The 15719-nt window shown below is 40.8% G+C and carries 14 protein-coding genes; 10 read left to right on the top strand and 4 right to left on the bottom strand.

Annotated features, from left to right (window positions below; all coding sequences use genetic code 11):
- The first annotated feature begins 67 nt into the window (after window positions 1-67).
- Complete coding sequence (locus MHB72_RS06150; RefSeq protein WP_020450827.1) at window positions 68-925, top strand: SDR family oxidoreductase; 858 nt, start codon at window positions 68-70, stop codon at window positions 923-925.
- Between the two features lie 68 nt (window positions 926-993).
- Here the strand turns inward: MHB72_RS06150 and MHB72_RS06155 are convergent, their stop codons facing one another.
- A complete protein-coding gene (locus MHB72_RS06155; RefSeq protein ID WP_020450828.1) occupies window positions 994-1227 on the bottom strand; it encodes an IDEAL domain-containing protein in 234 nt (77 codons plus the stop codon).
- A gap of 272 nt (window positions 1228-1499) precedes the next feature.
- On the opposite strand from MHB72_RS06155, the gene MHB72_RS06160 reads away from it, so the two are divergent.
- Window positions 1500-2078: a competence protein ComK gene (locus MHB72_RS06160; protein WP_020450829.1), complete on the top strand. Its 579-nt coding sequence runs from the start codon at window positions 1500-1502 to the stop codon at window positions 2076-2078.
- Here MHB72_RS06160 and MHB72_RS06165 read toward each other — a convergent pair.
- The gene (locus MHB72_RS06165; protein WP_020450830.1) at window positions 2072-2437 is read right to left on the bottom strand and encodes a hypothetical protein; all 366 of its coding nucleotides are present in this window, start codon (window positions 2435-2437) and stop codon (window positions 2072-2074) included. The genes MHB72_RS06160 and MHB72_RS06165 overlap by 7 nt on opposite strands.
- 207 nt (window positions 2438-2644) lie before the next feature.
- On the opposite strand from MHB72_RS06165, the gene MHB72_RS06170 reads away from it, so the two are divergent.
- On the top strand, window positions 2645-3256 hold the full coding sequence (locus tag MHB72_RS06170; RefSeq protein ID WP_020450831.1) for a TVP38/TMEM64 family protein: 612 nt from the start codon (window positions 2645-2647) through the stop codon (window positions 3254-3256).
- A 12-nt stretch (window positions 3257-3268) separates the two neighbouring features.
- A complete protein-coding gene (gene lepB, locus MHB72_RS06175; protein ID WP_020450832.1) occupies window positions 3269-3787 on the top strand; it encodes a signal peptidase I in 519 nt (172 codons plus the stop codon).
- 131 nt (window positions 3788-3918) lie between these two features.
- Here the strand turns inward: lepB and MHB72_RS06180 are convergent, their stop codons facing one another.
- Window positions 3919-5694: a S8 family peptidase gene (locus MHB72_RS06180; protein ID WP_216921008.1), complete on the bottom strand. Its 1776-nt coding sequence runs from the start codon at window positions 5692-5694 to the stop codon at window positions 3919-3921.
- A gap of 423 nt (window positions 5695-6117) precedes the next feature.
- Here MHB72_RS06180 and MHB72_RS06185 point away from each other — a divergent pair, with 423 nt between their 5' ends.
- The gene (locus MHB72_RS06185) at window positions 6118-7359 is read left to right on the top strand and encodes an MFS transporter (protein ID WP_020450834.1); all 1242 of its coding nucleotides are present in this window, start codon (window positions 6118-6120) and stop codon (window positions 7357-7359) included.
- A gap of 40 nt (window positions 7360-7399) precedes the next feature.
- On the opposite strand, the gene MHB72_RS06190 is transcribed toward MHB72_RS06185, so the two are convergent.
- Window positions 7400-9013, bottom strand: a complete 1614-nt coding sequence (locus tag MHB72_RS06190) for a PucR family transcriptional regulator (RefSeq protein ID WP_020450835.1) — start codon at window positions 9011-9013, stop codon at window positions 7400-7402.
- 577 nt (window positions 9014-9590) lie between these two features.
- On the opposite strand from MHB72_RS06190, the gene allB reads away from it, so the two are divergent.
- From allB to allD (MHB72_RS06215), 5 genes are all read left to right on the top strand, one after another.
- Window positions 9591-10955 carry an allantoinase AllB gene (gene allB / locus MHB72_RS06195; protein ID WP_216921011.1) on the top strand — a complete coding sequence of 455 codons (1365 nt, stop codon included), beginning with the start codon at window positions 9591-9593 and terminating at the stop codon, window positions 10953-10955.
- A gap of 598 nt (window positions 10956-11553) precedes the next feature.
- Window positions 11554-12783, top strand: coding sequence for an allantoate deiminase (gene allC / locus MHB72_RS06200; RefSeq protein ID WP_216921013.1), 1230 nt, complete (start codon window positions 11554-11556; stop codon window positions 12781-12783).
- A gap of 17 nt (window positions 12784-12800) precedes the next feature.
- Entirely contained in the window at window positions 12801-13589 is a 789-nt protein-coding gene (allE, locus tag MHB72_RS06205) for a (S)-ureidoglycine aminohydrolase (RefSeq protein WP_216921015.1), read from the top strand.
- 15 nt (window positions 13590-13604) lie between these two features.
- Entirely contained in the window at window positions 13605-14633 is a 1029-nt protein-coding gene (gene allD, locus MHB72_RS06210) for an ureidoglycolate dehydrogenase (protein WP_216921017.1), read from the top strand.
- Between the two features lie 27 nt (window positions 14634-14660).
- Window positions 14661-15710 carry an ureidoglycolate dehydrogenase gene (gene allD, locus MHB72_RS06215; protein WP_340901969.1) on the top strand — a complete coding sequence of 350 codons (1050 nt, stop codon included), beginning with the start codon at window positions 14661-14663 and terminating at the stop codon, window positions 15708-15710.
- Window positions 15711-15719 lie beyond the last annotated feature (9 nt).

A 15719-nucleotide genomic window follows, 5' to 3' on the forward strand; every position in this document is an offset into this window, starting at 1 on the left:
CTTGTCATAAAAAAGGGGCGTTTTCATAAAATAGTAAGGTTGAATCGATGTGAAGGAGGGAATCGTTTTGAGCAAACAGCCGAAGAAAGTACTGCCTCCCCAGCACCAAACACAGCGTCCGGGATTGGAGTATTTGATGGATCCCCGGCCCGTTTTCGACCGGCCGAAACGAGAGCGGAAACTGGCCGGGAAAACCGCGATTATTACGGGAGGAGACAGCGGAATCGGCCGTGCCGTATCCGTTTTGTTTGCGAAAGAAGGCGCGAACATTGTCATTGTCTACTTAAATGAACACCGCGATGCAGAAGAAACAAAGGGGTATGTGGAAAAAGAAGGGGTCGGATGCAAGCTGATCGCAGGAGACATCGGAGACGAGGCTTTTTGCAACGATATTGTGCGCCAGGCAAAGGAAGCATTCCCAACGATCGATATACTCGTCAATAATGCGGCTGAACAGCATCCGCAAAAGGGAATCGAAAAAATTACAAGCCATCAGCTGATCCGAACGTTTCAGACGAATATTTTTTCAATGTTTTATTTGACAAAAGCTGTGCTGCCGCATTTGAAAAAAGGCAGCTCAATCATCAATACCACTTCGATTACGGCTTATGCCGGCAATGAAAGGCTGATCGATTATTCTTCGACGAAAGGAGCGATTACATCATTTACGCGTTCGCTCGCTTTGTCGCTCGTCGATCAGGGCATCCGTGTGAACGGGGTGGCACCGGGTCCGATTTGGACGCCGCTGATCCCGTCGACGTTTACGGAGAGAGAGGTCGAAATATTCGGTTCAACAACGCCGATGGAACGGCCCGGACAGCCTGCTGAAGTGGCGCCGAGCTATTTGTTTCTAGCCAGCGACGATTCTTCCTACATGACGGGCCAAGTGCTCCATGTCAACGGCGGAACGATTATTAACGGATAAAAAGGCCGGGACTATTTCATAAGCCGGCTTTTTCCGCGTAAAAAAGCCAATCCGGGAGGGATTGGCCGTTATGCGTGCTTTTTCAGCGCTGTATATTCTCTTGAAAGCTCAAGGAAAGATTGCTTATCTCCTTTGTCTAATGCTTCATTAATCTTCTTGTTCAGCGTGTGCAAACGCCGTTTAAAAAGCGATTCATCAAGGACCATTTGAATGTAGATATCCGTGATGGTTACATCAAGCTCTTTCACCTTTTGGGTATTGCGGGACTTCATGAGCTCAGCGTACGACTTTTTCTCTTTCATAAAGATTCCCCCTGATGCCTTTTTTATAGTATATGGATTACGCAACAAAAAATCAATAAGTATTTATAATTTTTAGATAATTATTCGAAGATGCGTGTTTATGAGAATAAAAGTTTGTATATTTGGACAAAGAAACACGGATTTAATCGAACAAAATATAAAAATTGCATTTTAAAAACATATTTTCAAATTAATTGGAAAAAATCCTGTCGTTTTGTAAAGGATAATGTTAGATTAATAGTATAAATTTACTAACGATTAGGAGGATCAAGATGAGCACAGAGGATATGACAAAAGATACGTATGAAGTAAACAGTTCGACAATGGCTGTCCTGCCTCTGGGAGAGGGGGAGAAACCCGCCTCAAAAATACTCGAGACCGACAGGACTTTCCTCGTCAATATGAAGCCGTTTCAGATCATCGAAAGAAGCTGCCGCTATTTCGGGTCGAGCTATGCGGGGAGAAAAGCGGGCACATATGAGGTCATTAAAGTTTCCCATAAACCGCCGATCATGGTGGATCACTCAAACAATATTTTTCTTTTTCCCACATTTTCCTCAACTCGTCCTCAGTGCGGGTGGCTTTCCCATGCGCATGTTCACGAGTTTTGCGCGGCAAAGTATGACAACACGTTTGTCACGTTTGTCAACGGGGAAACGCTGGAGCTGCCCGTATCCATCACATCTTTTGAAAACCAGGTTTACCGAACGGCATGGCTGAGAACAAAATTTATCGACCGGATTGAAGGAAACGCCATGCAGAAGAAACAGGAATTTATGCTCTATCCGAAGGAAGACAGGAATCAGCTGATATACGAATTCATCCTCAGGGAGCTGAAAAAGCGCTATTGATCGGGAGCGGCTTTGAATAAATAGTGCTCAAGAAGCGCGGATACCTGATTGCGGATGCGGGGATTAAAATAGTTATGCTCTTCTTCGTATCCTTCATATATAAAGGAGTACATCGTAAAGGCTTCGTCCCGTGACACTTCGTGCACCTTGATTTTTCGCCGGCGCAGTTCATTTTTCACGTCGTACAGATCGCGCTGGGCAAGCTTTAACGCCTGTTCGATCAGACGCTGATAGGGGTCTTTCAGCTTGAATGGCCCCTGCTGGATGATTTTCATGTCCCGGTTTAATATGCTGACGGTCATCGGGAGGTAAATCGCCTTTTCAATCATATCCCTGGCTTCAGCGGGAATTCTTGTCATGGCTTTTCTCCTCATTTCTTTTGTTGATAAGGAACGTTTGTTCTGTTTTTATTTTACACGAAAGACGGCCTTTTAATCAAGAACGGGAAAAAATGACTAAAATGATCAAGTTGTTTCAGACTAATACAGAAAACACCGAGACGGATGATTTAAAGTTTTTGATTTAAAGTGTAGAATAGAAGTAGACAACCGCCCTGAGGAGAATCAATGTTGGAGCAATTATTCAGCTATTTTACAGAAGAGAATTTAACAGAGTTTTTTCAGAGCTACAGGGCTTTTGGTCCTTTTGTAGCCGTTCTGCTGCCGTTTATTGAAGCGCTGCTCCCGTTTTTACCCCTGCTCGTGTTTGTTGTCGCCAATGTAAATTCGTTCGGTTTATGGCAGGGGTTCTTGTTGACGTGGATCGGGGCATCTTTAGGCTCTATAGCAGTTTTTCTTTTTATCCGCCATTTCGGCCAGCAAAGAGCACTCGGTTTTATCCGCAGGCATCCATCCGTAAAAAAACTGATGATCTGGGTGGAAAAACGGGGCTTCGGTCCGCTGTTTCTCCTGCTTTGCTTTCCATTCACGCCTTCGGCAGCGGTAAATGTTGTGGCAGGACTTTCGAGAGTCAGCCTGCTGCCTTTTTCACTGGCGGTGCTTTGCGGCAAGTTCGTGATGATTTTTATGGTGAGCTTTGTCGGCCATGATCTGAAGGCGCTTTTTACCCAGCCTTTGCGGACAGCTGCCGTGATCATCGTCATGCTGATCTTATGGTACGCGGGAAAACGGGTTGAACATCGTCTGAACGTGAGATTCAGCCAGAGAGAGAAAGACTAGGGGGACACAGAATTGAAAAAGCGTTTTTTGGTCATAGCCGGGGTGCTGCTTGTCATCGTCGTCGGAATTCAGGTCAAAAATGCCGTTTTCATTGAATATAAAGTAGAAGGCGTCAGCATGAATCCGACCTTTCAGGAGGGCAACGAACTTTTGATCAACAGGTTCGCCCACCACTTTAAAACAATCAGCCGATTTGACATCGTGCTGTTTAAAGGACCTGACAAAGATATATTCATTAAAAGGGTGATCGGGCTTCCGGGCGAAACCCTCCGGTATGAAGATGATCAGCTGTATATCAACGAAGAAAAGATCAAAGAGCCTTATCTGGACGATTTAAAGGCCGTCACTGCCGGAGGGGACTTGACAGGGGATTTTACGCTGAAGGAAGTGACCGGAGAGGAAAAGGTGCCTGAAAATGAGTACTTCGTCCTCGGGGACAACCGGATCCACAGCTTTGACAGCCGCCATTTCGGCTTTGTTTCAGACCGGGACATCGTCGGGATTGTGACGGAAAGAATTGATAAAAAGTGATTGGAGAATGCGGCGGAAAGCAAGCGCCCGGCCGAAAGGAATACGATGTCGCAATTGTCGTGTCCGAGCAGAACAGCATCAAAAAAGACGTATTCGCAAGAAAAGCCCGGGATTCCGGGCTTTTTTTCTTGCTATTTCAGTTTGATCGCATTGATTCGTTTTTGCAGCTTCGTTTTTTCGGCGGATGCTCTCAGCTTGCTGACCGCTGATTGCGCTGCCGATTTTGTTTTTTTCGTTCTCTTTTGTTCGGCCGTTTTAACTTTGGCTTTCGCCGCTGCCACTTTTTTGTTATAGGCTGACGCGGCTTGCTTTTTCGCGGTGTTCAGCTTTTTTTGCAGATTTGATTTGTCTTTTCCGGCAGGCAGCTCATTAATCGCTTTTTGCGCTTTGCCGAGGTTTGAGTCTGTGGCCGCTTTTTCAGCTTTGGCAACGGCCTGCTTTGCGGTGTTCAAGAGGCTTGAGCGGACCGCATTGATCCGTTTTTGCAAATTCGTTTTGAAAGTGCCGCTGTCGAGTTCATTGACCGCTTTTTGGGCTGCGTCGGCATTGGTTTTCTTTTTTTGCTTCTCTGCGAGTTTTACTTTGCTTTCGGCTGTCTTTTTAAGCTGCTCTTTAACAGCATCGAGCCTCTTTTTCAAAGCGGTTTTATCGGCGTTTGCAGGCAGCGGTTCGATCGCTTTTTGCGCGGTTTGAATGTCCGCTTTTTTCTTTGTCTTTTCCGCTTGTCCGACTGCTTTTTGCGCTTTCTCCAACGGCTGTGTGATCTCTTTGAAGCGGATTAATCCGTAGCCGAACAAATGATCACGGCCGGGAGCGCCCAAGTCGCTTGTATAAATCTGCATTTTCTTGCGCAGCTCAGCATTTGAAGCGGTTGGGTACAGCTGTTTCAAAAGAGCAAACATTCCGGCTACGTGCGGCGTTGCCTGTGAAGTGCCGCTTCCGATTGCATAGCCGCGGTCGGAAGATGTACTGATAATCGATGTGCCGGGAGCGGCAAACTCGACGGCGCTGCCGGTGTTGGAAAATGAGGCGATCTGATTTTTTTCATTGGTGGCCGAGACGGCAATGACGCTGCTGTAGGCGGCCGGGTAATAAACGGATTTTCCGTTTCCGGCATTACCGCTCGCACCGACTAGGATCATTCCCCGTTTGTATGCTCTATCTACTGCATCGTGGAGAACTTGACTGTCGCCTGAAACGACGAGGCTCATATTGATGATATCGATTCCGTGCTGGATCGACCAATCGATGCCTTGTAAGATGCCTTTCAGATCCCCCGAACCATTCCGGTCCAGCGCTTTTACGGCATACAGTTGCGCGCCGGGCGCGATGCCGTCGATCCCCCGTCCGTTATGCTTCGCTCCGATGATTCCGGCAACATGTGTTCCGTGGCCGTTATCATCACGGTATGAAGCGGTATAGCCGACCATCGATGCACCGCCTGCGATTGACAGCTCTTCATGGGGGGAAATCCCGCTGTCAATAACCGCAATTTTCACCTGTTTCCCGGTCAAACCTTTATTCCAAGCCAGTGCGGCTTGAATCGGCTTGATGTTCCACTGTGAAAACGCGGAGGCGGTTTGCGCTGTGCTGCTGGAGACAGCTTTTAGAACGGTGCTGTCGGCAGCAGCTACCGGGAGGTTGTCTTCGACATACAGGACGTCGGGATCTTGTTCAAGTTCCCGCACTGTTTTGTCGTCCGCAGTAACAGCAGCTGCGGGAATGTGCCGGTAAACGTGTTCTACCGTGTCTGCTTGTTCGATGACGTTTTCTTTTCCGCTGGCATTTTTATATACGACAATGACTTCGTTTTCCTGCTTATTGCTTTCCGCTTGAATGCGGGGTGAATTTGCGGAAAAACCGACGAACATTGCAGCGGACACCGCGATTTTCCATAACTTTCTCATCCGGCTCTCCTCCTTATTTAGCGGCATTCGCTATATATATCGGAGAATTTTTGGATTTTCAAAGAGAAAGAAAGCCGATCTTAAGGGCGCTCGTCGTGCAACTCAGTTCTTGAAATGTTAAGAACGCTGCTATATCAACGTTTGGGGAGCCTTCCTGTTTATTTGGGAAGTGCTTTTTTTAATAAATTGTAGGTTTGTTTAAAAAAGAGCCATCTTTTTTACCTGATTGCTTTTATAGAAATGAGAGAGCTGGGAAAAATAGGACTAGTTTCTATCGATGAATCTTTCATCGATATTTTTAAGCAGATGCCTTTTGTCTAAAATGTATAATGTTACTTTTGTTTTTGTTGAAAGTGAACAATGTTATTGACTGGCTTATAACCTACAATTTAATTAAATAATAAAAAGGGAGCGTGTCATACCGTGGAAAAAACAAAGAAACATGACCCCGATTATTACAAAAAGATCATTATTGCATTGTGTTTAGGGTGGGTAGCTATTTGGATTTATCGTACAATCCTTACGCCAATATATCCACAGATTCAAGAATCATTAGGACATATTAGTGATACACAAATGGGGTTGGTTGCTTCTATTTATTTCTTTGCCTATACGGGTATGCAAATTCCGTCAGGAGCACTTGTCGATAAATTTGGACAGAAAAAGGTGTTAATTCCTGCATTTATCGTCTTTGCGCTGGCTGCATTTGTAATTGGCACAAGTTCAACTATCATGCAAGTATACATTGGTTCGTTATTGGCTGGTATTTCGACTGGTTCATATTACGGTGCAGCCTTTTCCTTATCAGCCAAACATACGCCAAAAGATAAAAAAAGCTTTTCCAATGCGATAATAAATAGCGGTTCAGCATTAGGAATGGTAATTGGACTAATCGGATCATCGGTTTTAGTAGGCGGTTTTGAAATTCAATGGAATTATATGCTTTTTATAACAGCTATCGTTATCGTAGCTGTAACATTTGTGTTTGTGTTGTTTATTAAACAAGATAAAACATCAGACAAGGAAGTGGCTGAAGAGAAGAAAGACGCCGTACAAAGCACAGAGATTCTAAATGAAAGCTTATTTTCTCCAAGACAATTAGTTGTATATTTTGTGTATTTTGCAACATGCTATGGCTATTATATGATTGTCACTTGGCTGCCATCCTTCCTTGTAGCAGAAAAAGGATTTGCTCAAGGCTCAGTAGGATATGTAGCTGCACTAGTTGCAGTCACTGCAGTGCCTGGTGCTTTGATATTTACTAAATACATAGACAAACATGCACATTTGCGTCTGCGTTTAATTTTATTTCTATTAATTGCTGCAGCAATCACAATTAGTTTGACAGTATTTGCACCAAATCCTGCAGTGCTGTATATTGCATTAATTTTATATGGCTTATTAGGTAAACTTGCGATTGATCCAGTTTTAATAACCTATGTATCTGATTCCGTATCAGGAGATAGAGTGGCCAGAGCATTAACTCTCTTTAACTTCTTTGGAATGAGCTCATCTGTTATTGCACCAACACTTACTGGTTATATTGGTGATGTAACCGGCTCGCAAGTATTAGCATTCTATATTGCAACCATCCTTCTCGCAGCAGCAGCGTTGCTATTTTTCCTTGTGGTTATGTTAAGACAGAATAAAACAGTAGCTAACTAAATAAATAGAAAAGAAAACTTCCGGTGGTTCTACTTTTGATTTACAACGATATTTTCTCTGAAGCAAATAATGCCAATCGAATGCTCAGGGATGTATCAGGAGATTCTACAGATTGACCTAATATTTCTTCGCATTTTTTAATACGATATTTCACAGTATTACGGTGAATGAAAATATCCTCTGAGGTCTTTGTAAGATCACATTGGTTTGCCATATAGACATTTAACGTAAACCTTAGTTCTTTTTCCTTCGTTGTTTGGGGATAAGCTAATGGACCGAGTGTATAAATGATAAATGGTTTTAATTTATTCGTTGGAATGAGTTGTAATAATTCTTCTACGCTTTTAGATTTATAGGGCTCTACAAATTCTATTTCGCCTTGTTCATATTTATTATCATAAGCCTCATTCGCTTCGAAAAAAGACAGTGGTAATTGTGAAAGCTCGGAGACCTCATTACCAATGCCAAATGAAAGGGAGCTATTAAAAAATAGCTGATACTCTTTTTGGATATATCTGCAGTATTCCAAATAATAATGATGTCTTCTTTGTAAAAGTATCGTAAATCTGCGTTCACCCTGAGACATATATATACTAATGGAAGGGTCAATCCCAGTAAACTTATGCGTTAACCACTCAAAAGTCATCTGATATCGCTCATTTAAGTAGGCGCTATTTTCTACATTCTTTTCTTTGTCTATCCCGCAAATCATCACTTGGTAGAATTTAGAGGGTTGAATGTGATATTTTTTTAAAAGGTCGGTGTGTTGTGTTAGTGAAACAAGGTTATCAGGATGTTCGGACATCAGAGATGTAAAAAAATGGTTCGTATCCTGCTGCTCTGCTTCTTTGATTTTACTATTTTTATAAATTGCGAGACTAAGTGTGTTAACTGCTTGTTCTATTGTTAATAAACTAAACGGATAGTTGAGCAAATTAACATTTGAAATCATTAGATAATACGGAAAATATTTAAATGCAGGAACCTTAAATATAGCATATTCTTCCTGGAAAACACCATTGTGATTTGGTTCGATTTGCTCTGAATTTAAATATCTTCGGAAATAATTGAGGTTTTTTTGAACATGTTCTGAGTGTTGATGAAAGTGATGACTCGCTGACTCAACTTGATGAAAAGAATTTAGCAGCATGACAGGAACCTTTATAAGTCTACTTAAACGTTCAATCATCATGTTCAGGCTTAACCCTTGCATAAGCATAGCATTTAACTCTTGTTGGATATCTAATGCGAAGTGTAATTTTTCTGTTTCTTCATCCAGGATAAATGACGATATATGATGAGTAATGGATCCTAAATTCCAACTTTCCGGAATTTCAATAATTGGGAATTTTAATTTGTTTGCAAATGCAATAACCTCATCATCTAATTTTTTTAAAAATCGGGATAGCTTGATACCTAGACCAGCAACTTGTATATCATTTAACTCACTAATAAGACTGATTAGTCCGGATTGATCATCCTGATAGCTCATTCCTGTTGTGACGATAAGTGAGTGCGGCGTTGTAAAATTTTTAATATCAGGCGTTTCTGTAATATCAACCATTTCTACCACTCGTTCCAAATCGCCCTGCTCATTTAGCAATGTTAAATCTGAAAATTGTAGTACAGATAATATTTCTTTTAATGTTGTCATAAAGGCTGCCTCCTTATCTTTGTTAGAAAAAGATAAAATAAAAATGAAATATGTCAGATGTTACAAGGATAACTTTTCAATCTGATCGTACACTGTTTTTGAAGGTAATTATACGTATAATCCTTTAGTTAAAAATATTAAAGGAGAATCATTAATGCTTGAACATGATTCTTCGTTTTTTGAAAAGTGTGATTATAACAAAGATATCATGCCGAAGATCACTTGAACAAAGAATTTCATCCTCATTTACTTTTTTTAACGTTGGGGGTGGGACTAGTGCATAATATTCCGGATTATATAGCTGTTGGTGATGTTTTATATCACCGTTTCAAGCAACGATATCACTTGTCAGATAGCCTTATGACTTGTTGCAAACGGATACACAGGTTCAATTTTCATTGATAGTGGGGCGGGGCTACCATGATCATTAACTTTGCTATCGTGAAACATTAAATAAGTGCTATCTTAAATCTAGTGATTTGCATTTTTTGGTATTTTGGCTATCCGGGGGATTCATGCTGGCGGTTGCGAAAGGCAGTATTTTATATCCAACCATTAAAAGAGGAGGATGATTTTAATGAATTTTGATTCAATTATCAAAAATGGATTAGTCATTCTGGAAAATGGTGAACAAGAAGTCGAAGTAGGGATTAAAGATGGCAAAATCGCAGCAATCGGTCAGGATTTGGGTACAAGTGCAAAAATTATCGATGCAAAAGGATTGATTGTATCTCCGGGTATGGTTGATGCACATGTTCATATCACAGAGCCGGGCGGCGGCTATCGTGATGAATGGGAAGGCTATGACACAGGAACACGTGCCTCTGCAAAAGGCGGTGTCACAACGATCATCGAAATGCCATTAAATCAAGTGCCAGCAACGGTAGATGAGGAATCTATTCAAGAAAAATTTAAAGCTGGAAAAGGAAAATTATCTGTAGACGTTGCGAGTTACGGAGGTTTAGTACCATTTAACTTGGATGGGGGTATTCAAGAGTTAGATAACAATGGTGTTGTTGCATATAAATGTTTTTTAGCAACATGTGGTGACCGTTCTATAGAAGGAGATTTCATGAATGTGGACGACTATTCCCTTTACGAAGGTATGAAACAAATTGCGAAGACAGGCAAAATATTATCTATACACGCTGAAAATGCTGCAATTACGGACAAGTTAGGGGAAATAGCATCTAAAAATGGTGAAACCTCATTACGTGCTTATGTAGATTCTCGACCCGTATTTACTGAAGTAGAACCGATTAGAAAAATAATTCTATTTGCGAAAGAAACGGGATGTCGTGTACACATCGTTCATATAGCTTGTGAAGAGGGCGTAGATGAAATTGTCAAAGCACAACAGGAAGGGGTCGATATTACATGCGAAACATGTACACACTATTTATATTTCTATAAAGAAGAACTAGATCATATCGGACCAGTTGCAAAATGTTCTCCGCCAATTCGTGAACAATCACGCTTAGAAGGCATGTGGAATCGGGTATTAAACGGAGATATTTCATTCGTAACATCAGACCATTCACCATGTACCCCAGACTTAAAAGCTACGGATAATGCATTTGAAGCTTGGGGGGGTATCGCAGGTATACAAAATAATGTTGACATATTATTTGATGAGGGGGTGCAAAAACGTAATATGTCATTATCCAAATTTGCAGACATTATTGCTACAAACCCTGCGAAACGTTTTAATCTATCATCAAAAGGCAGTATTGCAGTAGGGAAAGATGCGGATTTCGTATTTATTAAGAAAGATGCACCTTATGAATTAAAGGCTGAGGACTTAGCATATCGACACAAAATTAGTCCGTATATTGGCCGCAAAATTGGTGCTCAGGTAGTGAAAACAATCCTTCGCGGTGTCGAAATCTATGATAAAGAAAAAGGGATTTTAAATGAAAAAGTAGGAAGATTTATTCCTTGAGTGACGGACTAGCTATCCCGTCAGGAATTTGAGGCATAGGAAGGTGTGAAGGCGACCTGAGATTGTCTTACACTCGCAAATTCAGTGTGTCATCAGCATTTCTTATGGCAGCTAATACAGCTGAAGTGAGCATGGCAAAGTTGACTTCATCACAATCTTTCGCTATTACAGCAGCAGTTGTTAATCAATATGTATCCTGACTCTTGGCATATCATTTATGATGTAATGAAACAGATAAATGACCCTATAAATCAATGTTTTTTATTGATTTATAGGGTCATTTTTTTATTTGCACCTTATTTATTTGATTGGTAAAAGAGAAGTTTCGCTCTTTTGAAGCGAGCAATCTGTGATTTTCTTTAGGAGAAATTCAATGCAAATTTAATTTGTTATAAAGCGTATTTTTTTATGTAATCGAAAGCCAACAGTTTCTTTTTATATCTGGCATTAGCCCATTATTTAGATACCGTAAATTGATTAAAAGGTGTCTTTGTTAAAAGTGCATAAAATGTTTTTCCATTATTGTTGGTTATGTCAATGAATGGTTGTAAATAGGGTTCTATGATGAAAGTAAATAAAAGAAAGGGGGAGAAAAAGAATGGATATTCAATCAACCTTTGAAACGTTGGATAAGAAATTCACAAGTTTTGGCGGTTTAGAAAAAGGGGGAATTACGCGGCTGTTATACTCTCCTGAATGGATTGATGCAGTTCGCGAACTGGAAGCAACATTCAAGGAAGAAGGTTTAGAAGTAAGCTTTGATGATGTTGGGAACTTATCTGGTCGTCTTGTTGGAAGTAAATATTCTGAAGAAACTATTTTAACAGGATCACATATCGACACAGTTGTTGAAGGCGGTCATCTAGATGGACAATTCGGTATCTTATCTGCACTGGTTGCTGTGAAATATTTAAAAGAAAAATATGGTCAACCATTACGAACAATAGAAGTATTATCACTCGCAGAAGAAGAAGGAAGCCGATTTCCATATACATTTTGGGGAAGTAAAAACTTCTTTAACCTAGCCAAAAAAGAGGATGTTGACACAATAGAAGATGCTGAAGGAATTAAATTCGAAGATGCTATGCACGAATCGGGTTTTGATTACCGTAAGACAGATGATGTTCGTGACGATATTAAAGCATTTATTGAAGTACATATTGAACAAGGGAAAGTATTAGAGACGGAAAATAAAGCGATTGGTGTTGTAACTGGGATTGTCGGTCAAAAACGTTACTCAGTTAACTTGAAAGGTGAAGCAAATCACGCTGGCACAACACCGATGTCATTACGAAGAGATACAGTTGTTGCATATAGTGAGATTGTAACAGACTTAACGAAACGAGCTAGAGAAATTGGGGAGCCTCTTGTATTAACATTTGGACATGTCACTCCTGTTCCAAACACGGTAAATGTCGTCCCTGGAGAAATTACTTTTTCGATAGACTGTCGTCATATTGATCAACAACTATTAAATGATTTTGCGAGAGAAATTGAAGATAAAGTTAAAGCGGTGGCAGAAGCAAACAGCATGGCTTATGACATTAATTTATGGATGGATGAAGCACCGTCATTGATGGATAAAGAAATCATCCAAATAATAGAACAAGCAGCTAAGGATAATGTGGGAGACTGCTATAAATTGATGCCATCTGGTGCAGGTCATGATGCACAAATTTTTGCGGATTTTGTCCCTACTGCAATGTTGTTTGTACCTTCTATTGGCGGAATCAGCCACAATACCAATGAAGAAACGAAGATAGAAGACCTTGTGAAGGGGATTGAAGTATTGAAAGATGTATTGTTTGAACTAGCTTATAAAGAATGAAAAGGAGCCAGATACTCATGAGTTACTTAAATCATAATCAAGGATACAGAGAAGGTTTATTAGAAACACGTTCAGTAATAAAAAAGGATAATTATGCGGTAATCACACCTGATGGCTTGGTTAATAATGTTGTACCTGGCTTTGAAGATTGTGATGTAACCATTTTAGGATCCCCGCGTTTAGGTGCAAGGTTTGTAGATTATTTGGTAACAGTTAAAAACAAGGGCGGAAACAAAACCGGTTTTGCCGGTGATGGTATCCAATCATTTGTGTACGTTGAATATGGTAAAATCAACGCTTTTGCGGATGGTAAAAAATACGAATTGGCAAAAGGCGGATTCTTATATGTACCTCCACACTTACAATTGACGTTTGATAATAATAATAATGGTGAGGACAGCCGTTTGTTTTTATACAAAAAGCGTTATCAGCCGCTTAAAGGACATACGCCAGAAATTGTTACAGGTAATGTGAATAACATCAAACAAGAACCCTATGAAGGGATGAAAGAAGTATTAATTCAAGATTTACTGCCAAAAGAAATCGCATATGACATGAACATTCATATTCTTTCATTTAAGCCGGGTGCTTCGCATGGTTACATTGAAACGCACGTTCAAGAACATGGTGCTTATATATTAAGTGGACGAGGTGTTTACAACTTAGACAACGAGTGGATGCCAGTTGACAAAGGTGACTATATTTTTATGGGAGCTTATACGCCGCAAGCAACCTATGCAATTGGTTTAGATGAACCATTCTCGTATATTTATTCAAAGGATGCGAATAGAGATATTAATCTATAAAGAGGGGCAATTTTAATGAGTGAACCATTAGTGTATGTAGAAAGTAATCGTCTCCGGCAGCTAATGAAAGATAAATTATTGAAAGCAGGCTTACCTGAAGAACAAGCGGATAAAACAGCTGACTTACTCATCTTTGCAGATGAACGAGGTGTTCACTCACATGGTGCAGTGAGAATGCAATACTACTCCGAACGTACATTGAAGGGTGGATATAACCTGAACCCCGACTTAAGCTTCGTAAAAACGGGTCCAGTATCAGGGATTTACCATGGAGATAATGCGTTAGGACATTATGTGAGTTATCAAGCAATGAAAAAGGCAATCGAATTGGCAAAAACATCAGGTATCGGTGTTGTCGGTGTAAAAGAAATGGGACACAGTGGTGCGATTGGTTATTATGCACGTCAAGCAGCATTAGAAGGTATGGTGGCATTAACAGTATGTCAATCTGATCCCATGGTTGTGCCATTTGGCGGTACCGAACCGTACTTTGGCACCAACCCAATTGCTTTTAGTGCGCCTCGAAAAGATGGCAGTCCAATACTGTTTGATATGGCAACAACGGTACAAGCCTGGGGGAAAATCTTAGATGCAAGAAGTAAAAACAAATCTATCCCAGACTCATGGGCAGTGGATAAAAATGGAGCACCAACAACAGACCCGTTTAAGGTAAATGCATTATTACCAATGGCTGGGCCTAAAGGATACGGGTTAATGATGCTGGTGGATATTTTATCGGGGAGTTTACTCGGCTTGCCATTTGGCAAGCATGTCACTTCCATGTATAAAGATTTATCAGAGTACCGTCGCTTAGGGCAGCTTCATCTCGTGATCAATCCTGAATACTTTGGCGGGAAGGAGCAATTCCTGGAAAAAATATCTCAAATGGTTGAAGAATTACATGATAACCCGCCTGCTGAAGGATTTGACAAAGTGTATTATCCTGGTGAAATTCAAATAGATGTGATGAAACAGTATAAAAAAACAGGTATCCCAGTTACAAAGGAAATTTTAGATTATTTAGAGTCAGACAAAATTTACTAATCATGTAATGGAAGGGGGGAGGATCAGATGCGAGTATCTAAGCAGGAGCTGTTTCATTTAATCAAACAGAAGCTAATCAAAGCTGGATTAAATGAAGGAGCCGCACACGATGTTTCAGATGTATTGACATTCGCCGATCATAGAGGGATCCATTCCCATGGAGCAGTACGTGTGGAATACTATGCCGAACGAATCGCAAAAGGCGGTATTACAGCAAGCCCAAACTACACATTTGAACAAACAGGACCTGCATCCGCTGTCTTTAGCGGAGATAATGGTCCAGGTCACCAAGCAGCAAAACAAGCGATGGAAAAAGCAATCGAAATGGCAAAAAATTCAGGTGTGGCTGTTGTAGGCATGAAGAATATTTCGCATAGTGGTGCATTGGGTTACTTTGTTGAAATGGCAGCAGAACAGGACATGGTTGCTTTAAGTATGTGCCAATCAGATCCAATGGTCGTACCGTTTGGAGGAACAGAACCATACTTTGGCACCAATCCGATTGCTTATAGTGTACCATCGGCTGATGAACGCATAATCACATTTGATATGGCGACAACTGTTCAGGCATGGGGAAAAGTATTGGATGCCAGAAGTAAAAATGAATCGATCCCGGAAACATGGGCAGTAGATGCAGCCGGTGCACCAACAACGAATGCAAGAGATGTTCATGCACTTGTGCCAATTGCTGGTCCAAAAGGTTATGGATTGATGATGATGGTGGATATTTTATCGGGCAGTCTTCTTGGAGTACCTCATGGCGTACATGTATCCTCCATGTATCAAGATCTGACAAAAGGCCGCGATTTAGGGCAAATTCATATTGTTATCAATCCCGCATACTTCACAGATTTAACTGCTTTTAAACAACAGATTTCGACGATGCTCGATGAATTAAAAGCACAACCGGCAGCTGAAGGCTATGGAGAAATTTATTATCCGGGTGAGCGCGGTAAATTAAGAAGTGCCAAATATGATAAAGAAGGAATTGAAATTGTAGACGATATTTATAACTACCTCGTTTCAGGCGATGTTCATTACAATCGCTATCATGGAAAGAATAGATTTGCAGAATAACAAAATGGA

Source organism: Bacillus sp. FSL K6-1284 (assembly GCF_038002625.1).
GTDB classification, from domain to species: domain Bacteria; phylum Bacillota; class Bacilli; order Bacillales; family Bacillaceae; genus Bacillus; species Bacillus paralicheniformis.

Coding starts and splice junctions, on each gene's coding strand:
- MHB72_RS06155 (WP_020450828.1), bottom strand. CDS start 1,227: ATGAAAGAGAAAAAGTCGTACGCTGAGCTCATGAAGTCCCGCAATACC.
- MHB72_RS06160 (WP_020450829.1), top strand. CDS start 1,500: ATGAGCACAGAGGATATGACAAAAGATACGTATGAAGTAAACAGTTCG.
- MHB72_RS06165 (WP_020450830.1), bottom strand. CDS start 2,437: ATGACAAGAATTCCCGCTGAAGCCAGGGATATGATTGAAAAGGCGATT.
- MHB72_RS06170 (WP_020450831.1), top strand. CDS start 2,645: ATGTTGGAGCAATTATTCAGCTATTTTACAGAAGAGAATTTAACAGAG.
- MHB72_RS06180 (WP_216921008.1), bottom strand. CDS start 5,694: ATGAGAAAGTTATGGAAAATCGCGGTGTCCGCTGCAATGTTCGTCGGT.
- MHB72_RS06190 (WP_020450835.1), bottom strand. CDS start 9,013: ATGACAACATTAAAAGAAATATTATCTGTACTACAATTTTCAGATTTA.
- allB (WP_216921011.1), top strand. CDS start 9,591: ATGAATTTTGATTCAATTATCAAAAATGGATTAGTCATTCTGGAAAAT.
- allC (WP_216921013.1), top strand. CDS start 11,554: ATGGATATTCAATCAACCTTTGAAACGTTGGATAAGAAATTCACAAGT.
- allE (WP_216921015.1), top strand. CDS start 12,801: ATGAGTTACTTAAATCATAATCAAGGATACAGAGAAGGTTTATTAGAA.
- allD (WP_216921017.1), top strand. CDS start 13,605: ATGAGTGAACCATTAGTGTATGTAGAAAGTAATCGTCTCCGGCAGCTA.
- allD (WP_340901969.1), top strand. CDS start 14,661: ATGCGAGTATCTAAGCAGGAGCTGTTTCATTTAATCAAACAGAAGCTA.